General features: G+C 56.7%; 12 protein-coding genes and 1 pseudogene. 7 read left to right on the top strand and 6 right to left on the bottom strand.

Annotation, left to right across the window (positions count from 1 at the left end; all coding sequences use genetic code 11):
- Positions 1-123 precede the first annotated feature (123 nt).
- The 5 genes from VF639_RS00180 (at position 124) to VF639_RS00160 (ending at position 7,002) form a co-directional block, all read left to right on the top strand.
- Entirely contained in the window at positions 124-2,691 is a 2,568-nt protein-coding gene (locus VF639_RS00180) for a sensor histidine kinase (protein WP_331143878.1), read from the top strand.
- Positions 2,692-2,827: 136 nt separating this feature from the next.
- Positions 2,828-3,493, top strand: a complete 666-nt coding sequence (locus VF639_RS00175) for a response regulator transcription factor (protein ID WP_331143877.1) — start codon at positions 2,828-2,830, stop codon at positions 3,491-3,493.
- A 252-nt stretch (positions 3,494-3,745) separates the two neighbouring features.
- Positions 3,746-4,693 (top strand): YitT family protein, encoded by a 948-nt coding sequence (locus VF639_RS00170; protein ID WP_331143876.1) that lies wholly within the window; start codon positions 3,746-3,748, stop codon positions 4,691-4,693.
- A gap of 86 nt (positions 4,694-4,779) precedes the next feature.
- Entirely contained in the window at positions 4,780-5,640 is an 861-nt protein-coding gene (locus VF639_RS00165) for a class I SAM-dependent methyltransferase (RefSeq protein ID WP_331143875.1), read from the top strand.
- 63 nt (positions 5,641-5,703) lie between these two features.
- Positions 5,704-7,002: an O-antigen ligase family protein gene (locus VF639_RS00160; protein WP_331143874.1), complete on the top strand. Its 1,299-nt coding sequence runs from the start codon at positions 5,704-5,706 to the stop codon at positions 7,000-7,002.
- Positions 7,003-7,010: 8 nt separating this feature from the next.
- On the opposite strand, the gene VF639_RS00155 is transcribed toward VF639_RS00160, so the two are convergent.
- The 4 genes from VF639_RS00155 to VF639_RS00140 all read right to left on the bottom strand — a co-directional run bounded on the left by VF639_RS00155 (position 7,011) and on the right by VF639_RS00140 (position 15,507).
- Positions 7,011-8,879, bottom strand: coding sequence for a beta-N-acetylhexosaminidase (locus tag VF639_RS00155; RefSeq protein ID WP_331143873.1), 1,869 nt, complete (start codon positions 8,877-8,879; stop codon positions 7,011-7,013).
- Positions 8,880-9,121: 242 nt separating this feature from the next.
- The gene (gene guaB / locus VF639_RS00150) at positions 9,122-10,600 is read right to left on the bottom strand and encodes an IMP dehydrogenase (RefSeq protein ID WP_331143872.1); all 1,479 of its coding nucleotides are present in this window, start codon (positions 10,598-10,600) and stop codon (positions 9,122-9,124) included.
- 359 nt (positions 10,601-10,959) lie between these two features.
- A complete protein-coding gene (locus VF639_RS00145; RefSeq protein WP_331143871.1) occupies positions 10,960-12,261 on the bottom strand; it encodes an amidohydrolase family protein in 1,302 nt (433 codons plus the stop codon).
- A gap of 192 nt (positions 12,262-12,453) precedes the next feature.
- Positions 12,454-15,507 (bottom strand): amidohydrolase family protein, encoded by a 3,054-nt coding sequence (locus VF639_RS00140; RefSeq protein ID WP_331143870.1) that lies wholly within the window; start codon positions 15,505-15,507, stop codon positions 12,454-12,456.
- An 800-nt stretch (positions 15,508-16,307) separates the two neighbouring features.
- Between VF639_RS00140 and VF639_RS00135 the strand changes: the two genes are divergently transcribed.
- Positions 16,308-18,467, top strand: a complete 2,160-nt coding sequence (locus VF639_RS00135; RefSeq protein ID WP_331143869.1) for a glycoside hydrolase family 97 protein — start codon at positions 16,308-16,310, stop codon at positions 18,465-18,467.
- A gap of 113 nt (positions 18,468-18,580) precedes the next feature.
- On the opposite strand, the gene VF639_RS00130 is transcribed toward VF639_RS00135, so the two are convergent.
- Complete coding sequence (locus tag VF639_RS00130) at positions 18,581-18,736, bottom strand: hypothetical protein (protein ID WP_331143868.1); 156 nt, start codon at positions 18,734-18,736, stop codon at positions 18,581-18,583.
- A 332-nt stretch (positions 18,737-19,068) separates the two neighbouring features.
- The gene (locus tag VF639_RS00125) at positions 19,069-19,308 is read right to left on the bottom strand and encodes a hypothetical protein (RefSeq protein WP_331143867.1); all 240 of its coding nucleotides are present in this window, start codon (positions 19,306-19,308) and stop codon (positions 19,069-19,071) included.
- A gap of 581 nt (positions 19,309-19,889) precedes the next feature.
- Between VF639_RS00125 and VF639_RS00120 the strand changes: the two are divergent.
- Positions 19,890-20,540: pseudogene (locus VF639_RS00120) on the top strand (hypothetical protein); the annotation flags it as partial.

Genomic DNA, 20,540 nt, shown 5'->3' with positions numbered 1-20,540 from the left:
TAAGCTGCACGGCTACGTCGCTTGTAGCCAATAACCTGCCATCTGGCAGTTATCGTGCACATAGTATGAGTGAGTTATCCGCTAACTATCTGCCGGGTTTACGGGCAGTTTCTTCTCACTCCTATGAGCACCGACCCTCTCTCCCGGCATTCTGGCTTACTTGCTGCCCCCGATGTAAACAGCTCTTCGTTGTCGGATCGGATGCTGCAAACCATGCCCTGGGGCGTGTTGGTGCTTACCCGGCAGGGCATTATTACCTTGGCTAACACCCTGGCCCAACTCCTGCTAGGGCGCCCGGCCCCTGAACTAGTGGGCCTGCCGCTGGCGCAAGCGCTGCCCCCTGACTTACCGGCCGATTTGCAGCAGGCCCTGCACGACGCGGTAACGGCATCTGGGCCGGTGACGGGCCGGTTCTTTTTGCCGCACAGCCAGCAGTGGATCAGCATGACCACAGAGCCCGACGAAGCCGAGGTGCTGGTGTACTGGCAGGACGCCACCGAGGTGGTAGCCCAGCAGCACCAGTACGAAGACCTGGCCAACAACATGCCGGATGTTATTACCCGCTGGGATGCCAACCTGCGCCTGTGCTATGCCAACAAGGCCCTACTAGACCAAATAAAGCAGCCCTTGTCGGAGCTGCTAGGCAAAACCTTGGCGGAGATGGGCATTGCCGCCACCATCACAGGCCCCTATACCGCTAAGCTGCGGCAAGCGTTTGCCGCTGGCGAGTCTACGACGCATTACTTCACTTTTCCGACCTCGGAGGGGGAGCGGTACTTTGATTTGCGCCTGGTTCCGGAATTGCAGGACGGCCGAGTGTGCCAAGTGCTGTCTATCGGCCATGAGATTACCGAGCTCAAGCAAGTTGAAGTCGAGCTAAGAGCCAGCAATGAGCTGCTGATGAGGGCCGAGAAAGTAGGGCGCACCGGCAGTTATGAAGCGGACTTGCCCACGATGAGCTTCCGCTTTTCCGATGGCATGTTTCACTTGTTTGGCGAAGCGCCCCAGTCCTTCGTTCCCACCCTCGACTTCATCGATTCGCGCTCTTATCCGGACGATGTAGCGGTGGTGAAGCAGGTTCTCGGCTACGTCATTGCCAATCCGGCTTCGTACCACTACCTGCGGCGCATATACCGGGCCGATGGGCAGTTGCGCCAACTGGAGTCGCACGGCTACGCGGTGTGCGACGAGGCCGGGCGGCCGGTGCAGCTAGTAGGCCAAGTGCAGGACATCACCGAGCGCAAACAGGCCGAAGATCAGCTGCAGCAAGCCAACTTAACCATCCGGCACATGCTCGATGGCTCGCCAGCTGCCATCTGCCTGCTAGAAGCCCGGCGCGACGAGCAGACCAACCTGATTACCGACCTGATTTTTCGGGGCGCCAATCAGGCTTCGGAATTGCTCAATCAATTTGCAGAAGCCGACGTACTCGGGCATGGCTTACTAGAGCTGTTTCCGGGTGTCCGCACCACCTTTTTCAACGATTACGTGCAGGTAGTGGAAACCGGGGTGCCCATCCGCATCGACCGGAACTACAATGGGGAGCACTATCACGACCGGTGGTTTGATGTATCGGCCATCAAGAACGGGGACGGTATCATCCTGACCTTTCTTGATATCACGGACCGCAAGCGCAGTGAGCAAGAGCAGGCCGACAGCCGACAGCTTCTCCACGCCATTTTCGATTCCACCCTCAATAGCTTGGAAGTGTTCCGTAGTGTGCGCGACGAAACTGGCCAGGTCGTTGATTTTGAATGGATACTGGCGAACGAGGCCGCCCACCGGCTGCTGAAACGGACCAACCTGCCCGGCAAACACCTGCTGGTAGAAGAGCCAGCTATACAGCAAAGCGGCGTATTCAACCGCCTACGCCAGGTAGTCGAGCAGGGGCAAGCCACCCATTTCGAGCAGCATTATCCTTACGATGGCATTGATTGCTGGTACTACATTGCGGCCACTCCTCTCCACGATGGGCTGGTGGTGAATTGGCAAGACATTACGGAAAGCAAACAGGCCACGGCCGCCATGCTGCGCCTGCAGCTCACCCAACAGCAGCAACTGGCCAATGCCGTATTGCAAGCACAGGAAACCGAGCGGCGGCGCATTGCCGAGAGTTTGCACAACGGGTTAAACCAGCTGCTCTACGCAACCAAGCTGCATTTAGAGCAACTAACCCTGCCCGCACCGACGGCAGTATTTGCTGAGGGCAAGAGCAAAGCCATGACGTTGCTGTCGGCTGCTATTGCGCAGGGGCGTACCCTTTCGCACCAGCTTATGCCAACGGCGCTCGAAAACTTCGGGCTGAAAGCGGCCCTCAAAGGCATTTGCCATGATTTAAATAATCAGAAGCTCCGTCTGTCTTGTTCCACCCTCGCCCTTTCGCCCATCAACAAAGCATTGGAGCTGGTGCTCTACCGCATGGCGCAAGAGCTGGTCAACAACATCGTCAAGCATGCTGATGCCACGGAGGCCCACCTGCACCTATCGGAGCAAGACGGCTGGCTGGAACTGCAAGCCGATGATAATGGCCGCGGCTTCGACCCCGGCAAAACTCGCTCCCAGGGTATGGGCCTGAATGTGCTGCGCGACCGGGTAAAGCTGCTGGGAGGAGAACTGAACATCACTTCTTCCCCTGACCATGGCACCCAAATCAGTATCCGGATGCCCCGCACCGCACTACTGGTCGAATAACGGGCCGCTATAAATTAAAACTGCCTTTTAGCTAATCCAGGGATGATGCCAGCCAGAAAGAAGTAGGAAGCTGAAACTGGGTTCTTTGGTTTAAAGTTGATGCCATACTTTCAGCTTTCACTTCGTACGTGCTGCCATGATTCGAGTTTTTTTAGTTGATGATCATACCCTTATGCGAGATGGGCTGCGCGCTGTGTTGCTGAACGAGTTAACCCTAACCGTAGTAGGCGAAGCGGCAAATGGACAGGAGCTACTAGACAAGTTGCCAATCACCCCTACCGACGTGGTGGTGCTCGATATGAATATGCCCGTACTCGATGGATTGGCTACTACCATCAAGTTGAGCGAGCAATACCCCGACTTGCGGATTCTGATGCTGTCTATGCTCGACCACGAGCGTACGGTGGGGCAGGTGCTCGATGCCGGGGCGCACGGGTATGTGCTTAAGAACGCCGACAAAGTTGAGATTATAACCGGCATTCTGACGGTGGCGGCGGGCAAGCAGTTTTTGTGCAGCGAGCTAGGACTATTGATGCTGCGTAAAGTGCTGAGCTTCGAGGATGGCGAACCGGCTGCGAACAGTAAAAAACCGGGCGCTTTGTCGTTTCGGGAGCGAGAAGTGTTGCAGTTGATTGCTACGGGCCTCACCAACCAAGCCATTGCCGACAAGCTCTTTACCAGCAAGCGTACCGTCGAAACGCATCGGCAGAATATCATCGAAAAGACCGGCGTCAAGAACACGGCAGCCCTCATCAAGTACGCCATGACCAAGGGCTTGATCAGCGAGCCGGGAGAAGCGTAGGGCTATAGGCTACGCTACAACCACCGTAAGCTCTGGCTGGAACCGCTACCTTTAGCGTGAGAGAGGCCGTTTAGGGGCTCTAAGGAAGGGCGGTACTAGGTTTAAGTACTTGTCTTACTACCACATGCCTTACCTCGGGGCCGTACGGCAACGTAGGCATACCGGGTGGTTGAGTGCCGCACTGTGCGCTTGAGGCTCACTCTCGCCTGGCAGCGCGCCCGCAGGTTTGGTTGCGCTTGTATTCGTTTGCTTATGTTGATACCTCAGCTGTTTTTCCTGAACAAGATGCGCGCGCCTTCGGAACCCGATCCAACTCCGCTGCCTTCTAGGCCGCCCGTGAGACGCTCGTTCGAGATGGTGAAAGACGTAAGCTTTGTTCTAGCGGGCATCTTGTCGGCGGGTATGGGCCTGAAAGGGTTCTTGCTGTCCAGCCACTTCATCGATGGCGGGGCCACCGGCATTTCCATGCTTCTGTCGGCGGGGCTGCAGCTGCCCTTGTCGTGGGGGCTGTTGCTGATTAATCTGCCTTTTCTGGTGCTCGGCTACCGGCAAATGGGGTTGAAATTTGCTATTAAAAGCGTGCTGGCTATTACAGGGCTGGCTTTATGCCTGGAGGTGGTGCGCTACCCCGACGTTACCCACGATTTGCTGCTTACGGCCGTGTTCGGGGGCGTTTTTATTGGGGCGGGTATCGGTTTGGCCATGCGCGGCGGCGCAGTGCTCGATGGCACGGAAATCTTGGCCCTGCTCATCAACCGAAATACGCCCTTGCTGAAAGTCAGTGACATTATCCTGATTCTCAACATCTTTATTTTCGGGGTGGCGGTATTTGTGTTAGGCGTCAACGAGGCGCTCTACTCTATTCTGACCTACGTAGCCGCCTCCAAAACCCTGGACTTCATTCTCAACGGCATCGAGCAGTACACCGGGGTGACCATTATTTCAGAACGTAGCGAAGACATTCGGCAGGTTATTACCAAGCGCCTGGGCCGCGGGGTGACCATTTACAAAGGCCAAAGCGGCTATGGCAAACGCGGAGAGCAGCGCGAGGAAATAGACATCATCTTCACCGTAGTCACCCGGCTGGAGCTGCCGAAGCTGCGCGAGGAAGTGAAGCACCTCGACCCGCGCGCCTTTCTGGTGCAGCACAGCGTCGACGACGCGGTGGGCGGTATGCTGAAACGGCGGCCGCTGCACTAAGCCTGAAACAGGCGAAGGCGGCATTCCGGGCGTACTCCCAAACTTTAATAACTTACTTTGCACTTCATGTTTAACCTGCAGTGTAAATGATTCGCCTTTCGTTTCCGTTTTTTTCCGGCAGCAAGGATATAAAACAGTTACTGGCCGCGATGCTACGGCGCCGCAAAACCGAACTAGCCGGCAAAGAGGTGCTGGACGTACCGGCTGGCAATGGCGATACCGCGCATCTACTGCTGGAAATGGGCGTTAAAGTAACGGCTTCTGACCTTTACCCCGAGTTCTTTCGCTTTCCCGACATCGAGTGCGTGAAAGCCAACCTGAATGGTACCCTGCCGTTTGCCGCGGCCAGTTTTGATGTAGTCATCTGCCAGGAAGGTATCGAGCACATGCCCAATCAGTTGCACCTGTTTCAGGAGCTGAACCGGGTACTTCGTCCGGGCGGGCGGGCCATTATTACCACGCCGAATTACTCGAACCTACGTACCCGGCTGAGCTACTTGCTGCTGGAGAGTGAGGCCTACAAGCTAATGGCGCCCAACGAGGCCGATTCGGTATGGGCCTCCGACAATGCGCACACCATTCATGATGTCTACCTAGGGCATATCTTTTTTGCCAACGTAACCAAGCAGCGCGTGTTAGCCGCCCTTTCCGGGTTGCGGATCGTCGAAATCCATCCGACGAAGGTGAATTATACTTCCCTGGCCTTACTGCCGTTTTATTACCCCTGGATGCGGCTGATGGGGTGGCTGGCGCGTCGGCGGGGCCTGAAGCGCGGGCAGCCCTCGCCACGGCGAGTGGAAGCCTACGCTGAGCTAGCGCAACTCAATCAAAGCCTGAGTGTGCTTACCAGCGGCCATTTGATTGTGGAGTATGAAAAGCGAGCGGAAACAGAGGAAGCGGTGGCAGAACTTACCGGCAAGCTAAACTTAGATACGGCACGAACTTAGCAGCCTCCTAAATCTGGTGGTGGCTCCTGACAGCTTGCGCTACAGTTTTCGTTTTACTTCCTCATGCAATACTATTCTTCGGGTCGTCTGTCACAGCACCTACTCTGGCTCGCCTCATTGGCCGGGGTGGTCGGGTTGCTGGCGGCGCGCGCCTTCGTGGCCCTAAGTCCGGTGGTTGGGGTATTGGCGGTATTGGCTAATCCTGATTTGCGGCGCGAGTTGCCTAACTATTACCGCAACGGAGCCGCGATGCGCGCCGCGGCCTTTGTTGGATTTTTACTGTTGAGCAGTGTGTATACCAGTGAGTGGGCCATATGGCGCCACGAGGTATTTCGTAGTTTGCCGTGGCTGGCCGTACCGCTGGCTTTCACCCTGGCCGTACCCCTGACGGGCAAGCAGCGGTTAACAGTGGGTTCTTTGTTTGTGTTAGGCTCCGGGGCTATCGGTCTGGGCACGCTGATTAAGTATCTGCTGGATCCGGTAAGCGCTAATGCGGCTATTGGCATCGGGCAAAACATGCAGGCTATTACCGGCGTCTTCCATGTCTCGTTTGGGGTAATGCTGGCGCAGAGCTTTTTCTGGGGGCTGATCTTGTGTCGGCATCCGCTGGCAGGCGCTTTGCTGCGGAAAGCTTTGTTGGCCGCCGTCTGCGTCTCGATCCTTACGCTGCACATTCTGGCGTATCGAACGGGCTTGTTGGTGCTGTACGTTGGCTTGTTAGGACACGCGTTGTGGCTGCTTTCACGGAAAAGCTTCCTTTTAGGGTTCGGGGTGTTGCTTCTCCTGGCAATAGGCCCGTGCCTGGCCTACTACAGCCTGGAGTCGGTTCGAGAGCGAACCTACGCTTCGATATGGGACGTCCAGCAGTTCATGCACGGCAGCGACATCAACAAGTATTCGTTGGCTCGCCGGCTCGCGGCCGTAGAAACGGCAAGCGTCGTTATCAAGGATAATTGGTTGGTTGGCGTGGGCCCGGCCGACACGCATGCCGCTATGATGGAGCAGTACAGCTGGAAAGATTTCGGCTTGTTGCCCGCTAACCGGGTAGAGGTGCACAACCAATACCTCTACGCCTTACTAGGCGGCGGACTGATAGGACTGACCTTGTGGCTTGCCATCTTGTTCTGGCCCCTAACCAGAGCCCAAGCCAGACGTAATTATGCTATCTGCTTCTTTATTCTCACGCAGGCAACCGTTATGATGGTAGCGGATATGCTGAGTTTGCAAATAGGATTAAATCTGTTTGTGTTCGGGTACGGCTTTCTGGTAGTAACCGAGGAAGCAAAAAGCCGCAGACAGCTACGCGGTGCAGAAGAACCGCAGAAAACTGCCCGCCGGACGGGCACTACGCTTCGGGTGTAGCGGAGCGGCTATTTCACCAGCAACTCAACCGGTGGGCTTTTGCGGCCGTTGGGGGCAAGGGTTACGGCCCGAACGGTGATTTGGCGGTTGAGGGGTACTTGCAAGGGTTTGGTGTAGCGGTCGGTAGTCTCGTCGGGCATTTTACCGTCCAGGGTATAGCGAATTTCAGCGCCCGGCACCAGGGAGCGAAGCGTAAACACCGCCCTGTTGCCTTGCTTCACCATGCTGGCGCTGTCGAGGCCGAGCGGCTCGGGGATGCGGTAGTTGATGCGGCGGGCATCGAGGCGGGCGAAGTGCTGGCCTAGACGCGGCAGAAAATCAGCATAGTTCTTCTTGGCGGCCGGCGTCCAGGCCACCTCCGATACGGCCAGCAGCCGCGGAAATAGCATGTACTCCGCCTTTTGGGGGGTGGTAATGTACTCGGTCCACAGGTTGGCCTGCGGCCCGAGGATATGCTTTTGCTGCTCCGGGGTTAGCTCCGCGGGTAGCGGGTTGTAGCTGTAGACTTTGCTGAGCGGCAGATACCCCCCAATCATCAGGGGCTCGTAGGGGCTGTGCGGCCGCGGGTTTTGCCCGGCATCGAGGTAGAGGAAGCCGCCCGGCGTCATGACCACATCGTTGCCGCGGCAGGCGGCTTCGATGCCGCCTTTCTCGCCGCGCCAGCTCATAATAGTGGCGCTGGGGGAGATGCCGCCGTCCAGAATTTCGTCCCACCCAAGCAGCTTCTTGCCTTTGGCTTGCAAAAACTTTTCGATGCGCGTATTAAACCAGCCCTGCACCTTCTCAACGTCGGTGATGCCCTCGCGCTTCATAATTTCCTGCACGGCCGCGCTTTCCTTCCAGCGCTCCTTGGGGGCTTCGTCGCCCCCAATGTGTACGTATTGCCCCGGAAACAGGGCGCAAACCTCGGTTAGCACATCTTCAAAGAAACGAAACGTGGGTTCGGTGGGGCAAACGATGTCCTCGCTCACGCCCCACTTCGTTAGGGTTTCGTAGGGGCCGGGCTTGCACGCTAGCTCGGGGTAAGCCGCCAATATGGCTACCGAGTGGCCCGGCATTTCTATTTCGGGTACCACCGTGATGTAGCGCTGGCGGGCATACGCCACTACCTCCCGGATTTGCTCCTGGGTGTAGAAGCCGCCGTAGGGCGTACCATCGTATTTGAAATCGGCCGGAGTTTTCATCTGCTGCTGCGCTCCAATCAGCGTTTCCTTACGGAAGGCACTGATCTGAGTCAGCTTGGGATATTTTTTAATCTCGATGCGCCAGCCTTGGTCGTCGGTCAGGTGCCAGTGAAAGGTGTTGAGCTTATAGGCGGCCAGAAAGTCGATATACTTTTTCAAGAACGATACCGGGAAAATGTGGCGGCACACATCGAGGTGTGTGCCGCGCCACCGGAAAGCTGGCTGATCGGTGATGCGCACGTAGGGCACCTTGGCCGTAGCGGCGGGTTTGGGGGGCAGCAGCTGCAAGAGCGTCTGCGTGCCATAAAATAGGCCCGGGCCACCCGCCGCCGTAATCCGGATGCCGGCCTGGTCAACCACCAGCTGGTAACCCTCCGGACCAGTGGTACCCGTTGCCGTTGTGAGGCGAATTTGGGCTCCCTGGCTGGTGGTGGTGAGGGAAACGGTTTTGCCGAGCGGGATCAGCATTTCCTTCAGCAGGTTGGCTACGTCCTTCTCGTCGGCACTGCGGGCGTAAACGCTGATTTTTTGGGGCAGCGCATAGGTAGCCGTGTAAGCCTTCACTTCCCGTGGCAACGGCACCAGCCCGAGGCTTTGCACGGGCATTTCCGTCAATTGCGCCTGTGCCAAAGAACTACCAAGCAAGCCCGTAGCCAGCAGCCCCACAAATCGGGGAAGAGAAGGAAAGAACATACTGTTTGAATGAGGGGAAGAGGAGAGAGGTAGCAGGGAAACAGACGGTTGACGCTTTTTGGCCTCACTTAGGCCTTGGTTAAAAGTTTGGTCCAAAAGTCGCATTTGGAGACTTTACAACCCGTAAAAGGGCTTTGTCTTATTTGGCCATCAGATTACAACAACGCCACTACCTGGCTTTTGGCGAGCAGGCGCCCACCGAAGGCTAAGTAGTGGCGTTGCTACCACGTCCCTCCCACCAGCTAGCGGCGCGAATAGTTTGGAGCCTCGCGGGTGATTTGCACGTCGTGCGGGTGCGATTCGCGCAATCCGGCCCCGGTAATGCGCACGAACTGCGCGGCTTGCAGCGCCTCCAGGGTGGCGGCTCCTACGTAGCCCATGCCGGCGCGCAGCCCGCCCGCCAACTGATAAATCACCTCCGACGCGTTGCCCTTAAACGGCACCCGGCCCACAATGCCCTCGGGCACCAGCTTCTGCGCGTCCTCTTCGCCGCTCTGGAAGTAGCGGTCCTTGCTGCCATCCTGCATGGCCTCCAATGACCCCATGCCCCGGTAGGACTTGTACTTGCGGCCTTCGTAGATAGTCTCTTCGCCGGGGGCTTCGGCGGTGCCAGCCAGCAGCGAGCCCACCATGACGGCGGCGGCCCCACCAGCCAGGGCTTTCACAATGTCGCCCGAAAACTTGCTGCCGCCATCGGACACCAGGGTTACGCCAGTGCCTTCTAGACCCTTGGCCGCTTCGAGTACGGCCGTGAACTGCGGCATACCCATACCGGCGATGATGCGCGTGGTGCAGATACTGCCCGCGCCCATGCCCACCTTCACGCAATCGGCCCCGGCGTCGGCCAAGGCTCTGGCTCCGGCGGCGGTGGCTACGTTGCCAGCCATCACGTCCAGGGTGGGGTGCGCGGCTTTGAGGGCGCGCACGGCGTCGAGCACGCCTTGCGAGTGGCCGTGGGCCGTGTCCAGGCTCACTAGGTCCACGCCGACCGCCACAAGGGCGGCCACGCGTTCAAGCAGGTCGGGCGTGACGCCCACGGCGGCCCCCACACGCAAGCGGCCCTGGCGGTCCTTGCTGGCGTGCGGCGTGCGGCGGCGCTTGCGAATGTCCTTATAGGTCATTAGGCCAGTGAGGCGGCCATCGGCGTCCACCAGGGGCAGTTTGTCCACCTTGCGGTCTTGCAGCATGTTTTCGGCGTCCTGCTGGTCGATGCCAGCGGGGGCGGTTATGAGGCGGTCGAGCGGCACCATCACTGTAGTAACAGACGCGTTGAAATCCTTCTCAAAACGCAAATCGCGGCTGGTAAGAATACCCACTAGGCGGCGGTCAGCCTCTACCACGGGAATGCCCCCGATGTGGTGCTTGCGCATCAGCTGGCGGGCGTCGCCGAGGGTAGCGGTGGGCGGCAGGGTAAACGGGTCCTGAATCAGGGCCGATTCGCTGCGCTTGACGCGGCGCACCTGGTCGGCCTGCGCCTTGATGGACATATTCTTGTGGATGATGCCCAGCCCGCCTTCTTGAGCCAGGGCAATGGCCATGTCCGCCTCCGTGACCGTATCCATCGCCGCCGAAATAAGCGGGACGTGTAGCCAAATGGTGGGGGTGAGGCGGGTGCGGGTGTCGCAGGCTTGGGGCAGGACCTCAGAGTACGCCGGCAGCAGCAGCACATCGTCGTAGGTCAGGGCCTCGAAGGCAATTTTGGGGGCGCGGGGTTCGGCCATAGCAAAAGAGAGCTTTTGCCAGTTCAAGATACGGCGGAAAGTTGAAGTAGGAGCAATGCAGCGGAGAAATACTAGTAGGGCGCAGCAAAAACGGTGGGACAGGCAGGTTAGGCGGCCATCTTTCTCAGTTCCGGCTGGTTAGAACGAGTCGGGGCAAGCGATGAAGGAGGGACCTTGCTACCCGTTTTCCGTAACGGGCTGTAGGTCCGAATTTGGAGAGCAGGCCCCTTAAAGCGAGGCAAATCGATATAGTGCCACGCTGACCGCGCCTTAGCCGGGAGCCATCGGCAACAAGTGCAAGTGCGACTTTTGGACCAAACTTTTAACCAAGGCCCACTTAGCGCCATCCGGATAGGCTCTTACTTCAGCTCATACTTGCTGCGGAATTTGCGGTTAAGGTACACTTGCTTGTTTTCCGAGCTGAAGGCGCGGCCATCGATGTAGGCCTTGGTGATGTTGTTGGTGCGCATATCCAGCAAGTCGCCGCGGCTCACGACCAGGGTGGCGCTTTTACCGGCTTCAAGGCTGCCATAGTCTTTGTCGATGCCCAAGATGCGGGCCGGGCTGAGGGTGACGGCAGTTAGCGCTTGTTCGGGGGTAAGGCCGTGGCCGGCGGACGTGCCGGCAATGAAGGCCAGGTTGCGGGAGCCGGCGGTTTCCATGCTGCCCTCGTAGTCGAGGCAGTAGCGGATGCCGGCTTGTTGCAGCATGTTGGGCAGCTTATAGGGCAAATCGTAGTCGTCGCCGGGGCGGCGGGGCAGGGCGTGGGTGCGGGACAGTACCACGGCTATGTCGTTTTGCTTGAGGAAGTCAAGCATCATCCAAGCGTCGCGGGCCCCGATAACCACTACTTTCTGCACACCTAGCCGCTTGGCAAAACTTACCGCTTCCACTATTTCCTTGCCGTAGTCGGCGTGGATGAACAGGGTCTTGGAGCCATCGAAAATACCAGTCAGGGAAGACAGGCGTAGGTTCTCGCGGCGGCTGGCCGGCGCCGTTTTGTAGGCGGCCGCTTCCGTAAACATCACCTCCAGCTCCCGCAACTGGGCTTGCCGGTCTTTGCTGCGCTTTTCCACGGCTTTTTCGTCTTCGGTGGGGTCCAGCTTCATCACCATCAGCGGCCAATTCAGGTGCAGTCCGTCGTCGGGGCGCACGGCCGCGTCCTGCCAGTTCCAGGCATCGAGCTGCACGATGCTGCTTTGTCCCGAGAGCATTCCCCCGCGGGGCGTAATCTGGGCCATCAGCACGCCGTTGGTGCGCACCGTCGGAATGATGTCGGAATCAGTATTGTAGGCAATGAGGGAGCGGACGTTCGGGTTCATCATGCCCACTTCCTGCTCGTCCACTGTCGCGCGGATAGATTCGGTTTCGGTGAGGCCGAGGGTGGTGTTGGGCAGAATCAGGCCGGGGTAGATTTCCTGACCTTTCACGTCCACTACCTCGTACCCTTCGCGCTGGGTAAAGCCGTTTTGCGTGCCCGCGTAAGTGATGCGGCCTTTGTCGAAGGCCACGGCGGCATCGGGTACTACGGTGCCGTTGCCCACGTGCAGGTTGCCGCCCACCAGCAGAATAGGTTTGTTTTGCGCCGGAGCCGGCATGGGCACCTGCGCCGCAGCAGTAAGCGTGGCAAGCAGGCCGAAGGAGAGAAGTATCTGTTTCATAGATGAATGCTTGATTAAACTATTCAACCGGAACGCCGCTTAGACTAACTCCCCTCCTCAGATGAGGAGGGGTGCCCGAAGGGCGGGGTGGTTGACCTCGTTGCGGATGTTGTTTAGCTGCTGATTGAGGCGAGAAGGGTGCTTGTAGCGCGGAAATCCTGTGGCTTCCGTTCCGCGCTACAAGCACCCTTCTTACTGATCCAGCTCCTTGTCTTCTCCTACCGTGTCGCAGTGGAAATGGCCGGTGGCTTTGGAGACGGGTGTTTGGGTAGGGGCCCCACCTTTTTTGGCGGCCAGCATCTTCTGCACGATGCGCAGCCGCTCCTTCTCCATTTCCAGCCGCAGGGTTTTGTCTGATTCCACGTCAAAGAATTGGCGGCCATCAACGAAGGTGCGTTCGGCGTGGGCGTAGACACTCAGCGGGTGGGCGCTCCACAGCACCACGTCGGCATCTTTGCTTTCCTTGATGCTGCCCATCTTGTTGTCAACGTGCAGCATTTTGGCGGGGTTGATGGTCACTAGCTTGAGCGCTTCCTCTTCCGAAAGTCCTCCGTACTTCACCGTTTTGGCGGCTTCCTGGTTGAGTCGCCGGCTCATTTCAGCGTCGTCGGAGTTGATGGCCACTGTTAGGCCCGCGTCGTGCATGATGGCGGCGTTGTAGGGAATGGCGTCGCGCACCTCGTTTTTGTAGCCCCACCAGTCGGCGAAGGTGCTGGCGGCGGCGCCGTGGGCTTTCATTTTGTCGGCCACTTTGTAGCCTTCCAGAATGTGGGTGAAGGTGTTCACCTTGAAGCCCATGCGGTCGGCTACGCCGAGCAGCATATTGATTTCGCTCTGCACGTAGCTGTGACAGGTGATGAAGCGCTTGTTGTCGAGAATTTCCACCAGTGCTTCCAGCTCTAAGTCGCGGCGCGGCGTTTCCGCTTTCTTTTGCTTGCTTTTGCCGAGCTTATTGTAAGCCGCCCATTCCTGCTCGTACTCCCGGGCCCGCGTGAAGGCATCCACAAACACCTGCTCCACGCCCATGCGCGACTGCGGGAAACGCAGCACGTTGGCTTCACCCGCGTTGGACTGCTTCACGTTCTCGCCGAGCGCAAACTTGATAAACGGGTCGGCGCCCGCCACCTTCAGGCCTTCGGCCGCCGCGCCCCACCGCAGCTTAATCAGCTGCGACTGCCCGCCAATCGGGTTGGCTGAGCCGTGCAGCAGCTGAGCGGCCGTTACGCCGCCGGCCAGGTCGCGGTACAGGTCTACGTCCTCCGGGTCGAGCACGTCGCCGATGCGCACTTCCGAGGTAACAGCCTGGGTGCCCTCGTTTACGCCGCCCGTAATGGCGAGGTGCGAATGTTCGTCGATTATGCCGGGGGTGAGGTGTTTGCCCGTGCCGTCAATTACGCGGGCGCCCTTGGCGGCCAGGCCCTTGCCTACTTTCGAGATTTTGCCGCCCACCAGCAGCACATCGGTGTTTTCCAGCTTGCCGGCGGCTTCACTGGTCCAGACGGTGGCGTTTTTGATGAGCACCGTTTCCTGCTGCGGCACTGCGGCGCGCCCATAAGCGGCAAACGGATACAGCACCGCGCCGAGTTGCACCGGCTCGGGCGCCTTGGCAGAGTCGCGCCGGGCAACCCGGCTGGCAGTTTCCTGGCGCTGGGCGCTCCACTTCACGCGGGAAGCGTCGGGCAACTGACCATCACCTTGAAACACGCGCGTGGCAGGCGTATAGTAGCCGCTCAAGCGAACGGTAGTGGTTTTGTCTTTGGGCGTGGGGTTGTAGACGATGGTTGCTAGTTCGCCCTGCACCAATATGGTGCCGCGCACCGTGTCTTTAGGAGCCATGGCTACTTTCAACTCGGGCGCCTCGGGCTTGCCGGCTACCAGCATCTGCACGGCTGGCCGGTTGGCTACCTGCAACGTGTACACCCCGCGATAGTCGGCCGGGAGGTTGCTGAGCTGATACCGTTCCCCCTGCACCCAATTGTCGAGCAGCACGTTATCGTCGGCGAAGAGGCGGCTGGAGCACACCAGGAAGTTAGCCGTTAAACCGGGCTTGAGGCTACCTACTTTATCCTGGGCCTTCAGCAACTCGGCCGGGGTGGCGGTGAGGGCGCGCAGCGCCTGCTCTTCGCTGAGGCCGTACTGAATGGCTTTGCGCAGGTTGGGCAGAAACTTTTTCTTGTCTTTCAAGTCAGTGGCCGACAAAGCGAAGGGCACCCCGGCCTTGGCCAGCATGGCCGCGTTGGCGGGGGCCATTTCCCAATGCTTGAGCTCTTCCAGCGAAATGCGCGAGGCGTCGTACACGTCGTCCACGGTGTAGGCGTCCGGGAAGTTAATGCTTACCACAAACGAGGCGCCAGTGGCTTTGATGTCGGTCAGGCGCTGGTATTCGTCGCCGCGGCCTTTGATGATGTACTGCGTTTTGAATTCGTCGCCTAGCTTGTCGGCCCGCAAGGCGTTAAGCTTGTTGTTGACCTCGAAGAACTGGGGCAAGCTGCGCTGCTCCTGCCAGGCCTGCAACGACAGGTTGCGTTCTTTGCCGGGGTTGCGCTGGTTCCAGTCGGCATCCAGGTAGGTTTGCCGCAGCAACGCGATGCTACCCATCAGGGAGCCAGGATAGTTCTGGGTGCTGGTGCCTTTGTCAAAGGAAAAACCCGCGGCGGCCCGCTCCGTCAGAATCACCTCGTTTTCGCGGTGGCCGGCGGTAGCCAGGGTAACCAGGGCCGCCGTACCGCGGGCAATGCCGTCGGGCTGCTGGGTAAGCACGGCGCCAAACCCCAATCTTCGATACACATCGGCTTGCTCGTCGTTGAGCTTAAACTCACTGGCGGCGCTGGTTTCGGGATGAATAGCCTGGTTCCAGTCGAAGGCGCCAACCTTTTTGCTTTCAAATTGCGGGGGCGGCCGGCGGCCGGTCCGCTCGAGTGGCTTCACTTCGGGTAAGCCGTACCCGGTAGCCAAGTCCACGAAGCCGGGGTAGATGTATTTGCCTTTCAGGTCCTGCACCACGGCGCCAGCCGGAATCTTTATGTTGGACCCAACGGCGGCTACTTTGCCATCCCGAACCAGCAGGGTGGCGTCGGTGAGCTTGGTTTTGTAGTCGGTGTAAATGGTGGCGTGGGTGAAGGCGTAAAGCCCGGGGCGCTGGTCATAAACCCCATTGCGGGGGTAGGTGCTAGGCTGCGCATAAGCCCCAAGACCAACCAGCAGCAACCCGCCTGCTAGCCCTAATCGAAAAGTAAAAGTTTGCATTCAAGTTGTGTTGAGAACAAAGAACGGATGCCAGCACAGAGCAGGCGCTGTTTCAAATGTAGAAAATAAGGTTTGGGTTGCACTATATTCAGTGAGGCATAGCACAAATTAACAAGTAAGCAGTCTAGGCTGTGTGGACAGTTAGGGTCTTGTAGCGTGGAAATCCGTTCCGCGACGAGCAGCGCGAGTATCCTACGCGTGTGGTATCGAATACTCGCCCTGCTCGTCGCGGAACAGATTTCCACGCTACGGGTCACACACCCTAATACAGAAGCTAGCCATAGAAGTAGGGCATGAGCAGGAATTGAGTTTGATCCTATTATTGATTGAAGGAGCCTAAACCTGAAGTGTGCTACAAGTACTTGAAAGGCAAGCTAAGAAAGCAGCGTCAAGGGTCACAGACTATTTGTGCCAAAGCCTTCAGTAAGGTCAATACATAACCTTTGTGCGATAGATAAAATAAGACGTATGATTTGTACTAACAGGTATAAGAAGAGCCTTTTGCTCACAAAATGAAAGTAAAAAATAGCATTAAAAAGATAAAATCCGTGTGCTTTTTTATACTTTTTATACCGGGTTATTTCACTGCACTTCTTCCCCTTGTGGTACAAAGCTTTGCATAGACTAAATCAGACTAATTGGGGCATATTAGCATGGATTTGAGGCCGGTGTCGCCTTGAAATACCAGTCTATGCGATTGTTCTAAAGTACCTCCTGGCTACCACGCGCCCGATACTCCGCAACAACTGATACCTTGCTTCGCGAACCCCCATTCGTCTATTCAATTCCCACTCGCGCACATGAAGCAACGTCCCTTTCTTTCAAGGCAATTTGGCCGATCTAAGGCCTTACACGCCTTGCCTTTTTTCTTCCTGTGTTTCCTGTTGCAGATAGCCCACGCCGAGGAAATCAAATCTCCCAACTCCAACCTGACGCTAACTTTTGCGCTGCAAGAAGGTGGCGTACCTACTTACAAGCTTACTTATAAAGGGCGTGATGTTATCAAACCAAGCAAGCTCGGGCTCGAACTAACAAACACCACTTCCCTTACCGATGGCTTCACCCAAACCAATGCTACGCGCCGCGCTATTGATGAAAGCTGGCAGCCGGTGTGGGGCGAAGTAAAAACCATTCGCAACCACTACAACGAGCTAACGGTCACCCTCGCACAGGCAGCCAGCAGCCGCACCATGAAGGTGCGTTTTCGGGTGTTCGACGACGGCCTGGGCTTCCGCTACGAATTCGAGCGGCAACCCAAGCTCGACTACTTCGTCATCAAGGAAGAACGGACGCAGTTTGCTTTGGCCGGCGACCACAAGGCCTTCTGGCTGCCCGGCGACTACGATACGCAGGAATACAGCACCGTTACGTCGCAGCTTTCGGAAGTGCGCGGCAAGATGAAAGCGGCCGTGACGCAGAATGCCTCCCAAACGACTTTCTCGCCCACGGGCTTGCAGACGCCCCTGATGCTGAAAAGCAAAGACGGCCTCTACATCAACATCCACGAAGCTGCTCTGATAGACTACTCCTGCATGTCGCTGGAACTCGACGACAAGAATTTTGTGCTGGAGTCGCACCTGACGCCGGATGCGCGCGGCGACAAAGGCTACATTCAGACGCCGGCCACCTCGCCCTGGCGCACTGTTATCGTGAGCGACAAAGCAGGCGACATCTTGGAGTCGAAGCTGGTGCTGAACCTGAACGAGCCAACCAAGTACAAGGATACTTCCTGGATCAAGCCGGTGAAGTACGTGGGCGTATGGTGGGAGATGATTACGGGCAAGAGTTCGTGGTCGTACACCAACCTGGAGAACATCAAGCTGGATTCGGTGGACTACTCGAAAACCAAGCCCAACGGCACCCACGGCGCCAACACGGCGCACGTGAAAGAGTACATCGACTTTGCCGCCAAGCACGGCTTCGATGCCGTGCTGGTAGAAGGCTGGAACACCGGCTGGGAAGACTGGTTCGGCAAAAGCAAGGACTACGTTTTCGACTTCGTGACGGCCTACCCCGACTTCGACGTGCAGGAGCTGCACCGCTACGCAGCCAGCAAAAACGTGAAGATCATCATGCACCACGAAACGTCGGGCTCGGTGCGCAACTACGAGCGCCACCTGGACAAGGCCTACCAGTTCATGGTTGACAACGGCTACAACGCCGTGAAAAGTGGCTACGTGGGTGACATCATTCCGCGCGGAGAGCACCACTACGGGCAGTGGCTCAACAACCACTATCTGTACACCATCACGAAAGCGGCCGACTATAAAATCATGGTCAACGCCCACGAGGCCGTGCGGCCTACCGGCTTGGCGCGCACTTACCCCAACCTGATCGGCAACGAAGCCGCCCGCGGCACCGAGTACGAATCGTTTGGGGGCAACAACGCCGACCATACCACCATTCTGCCCTTCACCCGCCTTATTGGTGGCCCGATGGACTACACGCCGGGTATCTTCCAGACCCGCGTTAGTGCCTACAATCCCCAAAACACCTCGTTCGTGCACAGCACCCTAGCCCGGCAGCTGGCCCTATATGTCACCATGTACTCGCCCCTGCAAATGGCCGCCGACCTGCCCGAAACCTATAACAAGTTTCTGGATGCCTTCCAGTTCATAAAAGACGTAGCCGTGGACTGGGACGATACCAAAGTACTGGAAGCCGAGCCCGGCGACTACATTACTATTGCCCGCAAAGCCAAAGGCAAAAGCAGCTGGTTTGTGGGCAGCACCTGCGACGAAAACGGCCGCACGTCCAGCATCAACCTAAACTTCCTCGACCCCGGGCTGTCCTACGTAGCCACGGTTTACGCCGACGGTAAGAACGCGCACTACGAGAAGAACCCGCAGGCCTACGCCATCCGGACCGTTAAGGTGACCAACAAAACCAAGCTAAAGCAGCTCTGCGCCCCCGGCGGCGGCTATGCTATCAGCATCGTACCATCAGGTACCGCCCGTTAGAAGGCCGTTCTTTGTGGCTTTCACCAAAAAACGCCATAACCCAAAAAGCCTCGCTGCCTAAAGGCAGTGGGGCTTTTTGGGTGCGTTAACTGCCAAACTAGAAAGCTGTATTCCTAAAATTCCACCCGGTAGTTCAGGAACGGCACCAGGGAAGTCTGGTACGACGTTTCGATTTGCTGCGAATATTGGTCATAGAAGCGGCCGTAAATGTTTTGGTTGTTGCTGGCTGTACGGGTGCAACAATACGGATTTGCTAATTCATGCACCATGGCAGATGTATCTAATTCATACTGTAGCAAGATGTTTTTTCCACAGACTTATTGTCAAATAGCTTCGTGCTGTTACCTTTTATAATAGAAATGTTTAACCTAGATCCGTCATCTACAATAACCGTTTCACATTCTCTTGTCATATAATCAATATTTATAGAATTTACAACTTTATCAGACAAGTCTACTTGAATTCTATTCAAATTACGCTTAAGTAAAACACATTTGTTTTTACCAGCTTTTTAATTTAAATATAACACAAATAGCTCTTTATCACTCAACTTATATTCCAGCTTATGGTAAACTACTATATGCATTATTTGCATATTAAATTAAATTGCGTCACGGCTGTGTTCTTTAAGGTCATATTCTGTGTAGAACCATATGGACGTGACTTCATCTTTGCCCCACTTGAGCATCTGCAGTAAAACTAAAAGTGCTACTAAGAAATAAGCCCCTGCAAAATTTATCAAGCTCATTTTTACAATAGCTATATCTAGCCACTGAATGAGCAAAGCGGTTCTTTCTGACTTATTGAAGTTAGCTTGCTTTGCAGAAGTAAGCCCAGGCATTAACTACTAGAGGCCACAACGAAGCAAAGACTTATGAGTGAGATAATCATTCGTATTGTGAGGGCGTTTCCCTGTCACTTCTATGAATTTTTGCTTATAATTTTGCTAGATTGGACGTAAGATCTTCCTATTTACACTGCTCACGCGCTGTTTCCCTTCCACCTACTTTTATGGTCTATATAGTACGCTTGCATCGAGCTTGGTTCGGAGCAGTTCTATTGCTTTTGATAGGGTTAATCGGGTTAGGGCATCCTACTCAGGCAAGTCACATTCGAGCCGGTGAAATTCAATCTAAGGTTGATACCTCTGCCATCAACTTCAATGCAAGACGTATTTTTTTTCGATTAACACTTTACTGCAGCCAACCAGGAGGCTCTATACCTGACCAGCCAACCGCAGATATTTTCTTTGGGGACGGTACGTGTGACCGGGCTGTGCGGCGCACTACCGACATATTAATCAGGCCAGGCATAAGGCGCTATACCTACGATTTCGAGCATATATATGCGGCGCCAAACCCAGCTGGCCGGCCTTACCTGGTTAGCTTTATTGGTGAGAACCGGAACGGAGGGGTATTGAACATGACTGATTCCCGCAATCAGTCGTTCTACGTTTCAACCACCGTTACCATTGACCCAGCACTGCTGCAGAACCGCTCACCAGTGCTTCGGTATCCGGCCATCGACAATGCGGTAGTCGGACAGGTGTTTCAGCACAATCCGGCTGCCTACGATGCGGATGGCGATTCACTGGCGTATTCTTTGTTGCCTAGTCAGCAAGGCGGCACGCTCGGATCAATTAATCAGTGCACTCCTACGCCGGCCACTGTGCCGGGCTATGTGAAACCTAATGGCATTGGCGCCGGCCTGCAAGTTGCTTTCACTGGTCCGCCCGTAGGAGTCCCTGGCGCACGCGCTATTTTTCAAATAGATTCTCTTTCGGGCCAGGTAGTGTGGAATGCTCCGGCCTTGGCAGGTGAATATAATTTCGCGCTTGCAGTCAGGGAATACCGGCGCACGAACGGGTTTGGCTTTCGCCTGATTTCCACTGTTATCCGGGATGTTCAAATCACAGTTCAGGCCAACCCGAACCGGCGGCCGGAGCTGGTGATACCGCCCGACCTGTGCGTGGTGGCCGGCACGCCCGTGGTGGGCAACGTGCGCGCCACCGACCCCGACAACAACCCGATCCGCCTCGCGGCCTTCAGCGGCATCCTGCCCCCGGCCACGTTC

Origin of the sequence: Hymenobacter sp. (assembly GCF_036387835.1) — a bacterium.
Lineage (GTDB): Bacteria > Bacteroidota > Bacteroidia > Cytophagales > Hymenobacteraceae > Hymenobacter.
The sequence above is the reverse complement of the archived record's forward strand: the minus strand, read 5'-3'. Positions and strand labels throughout refer to the sequence as shown.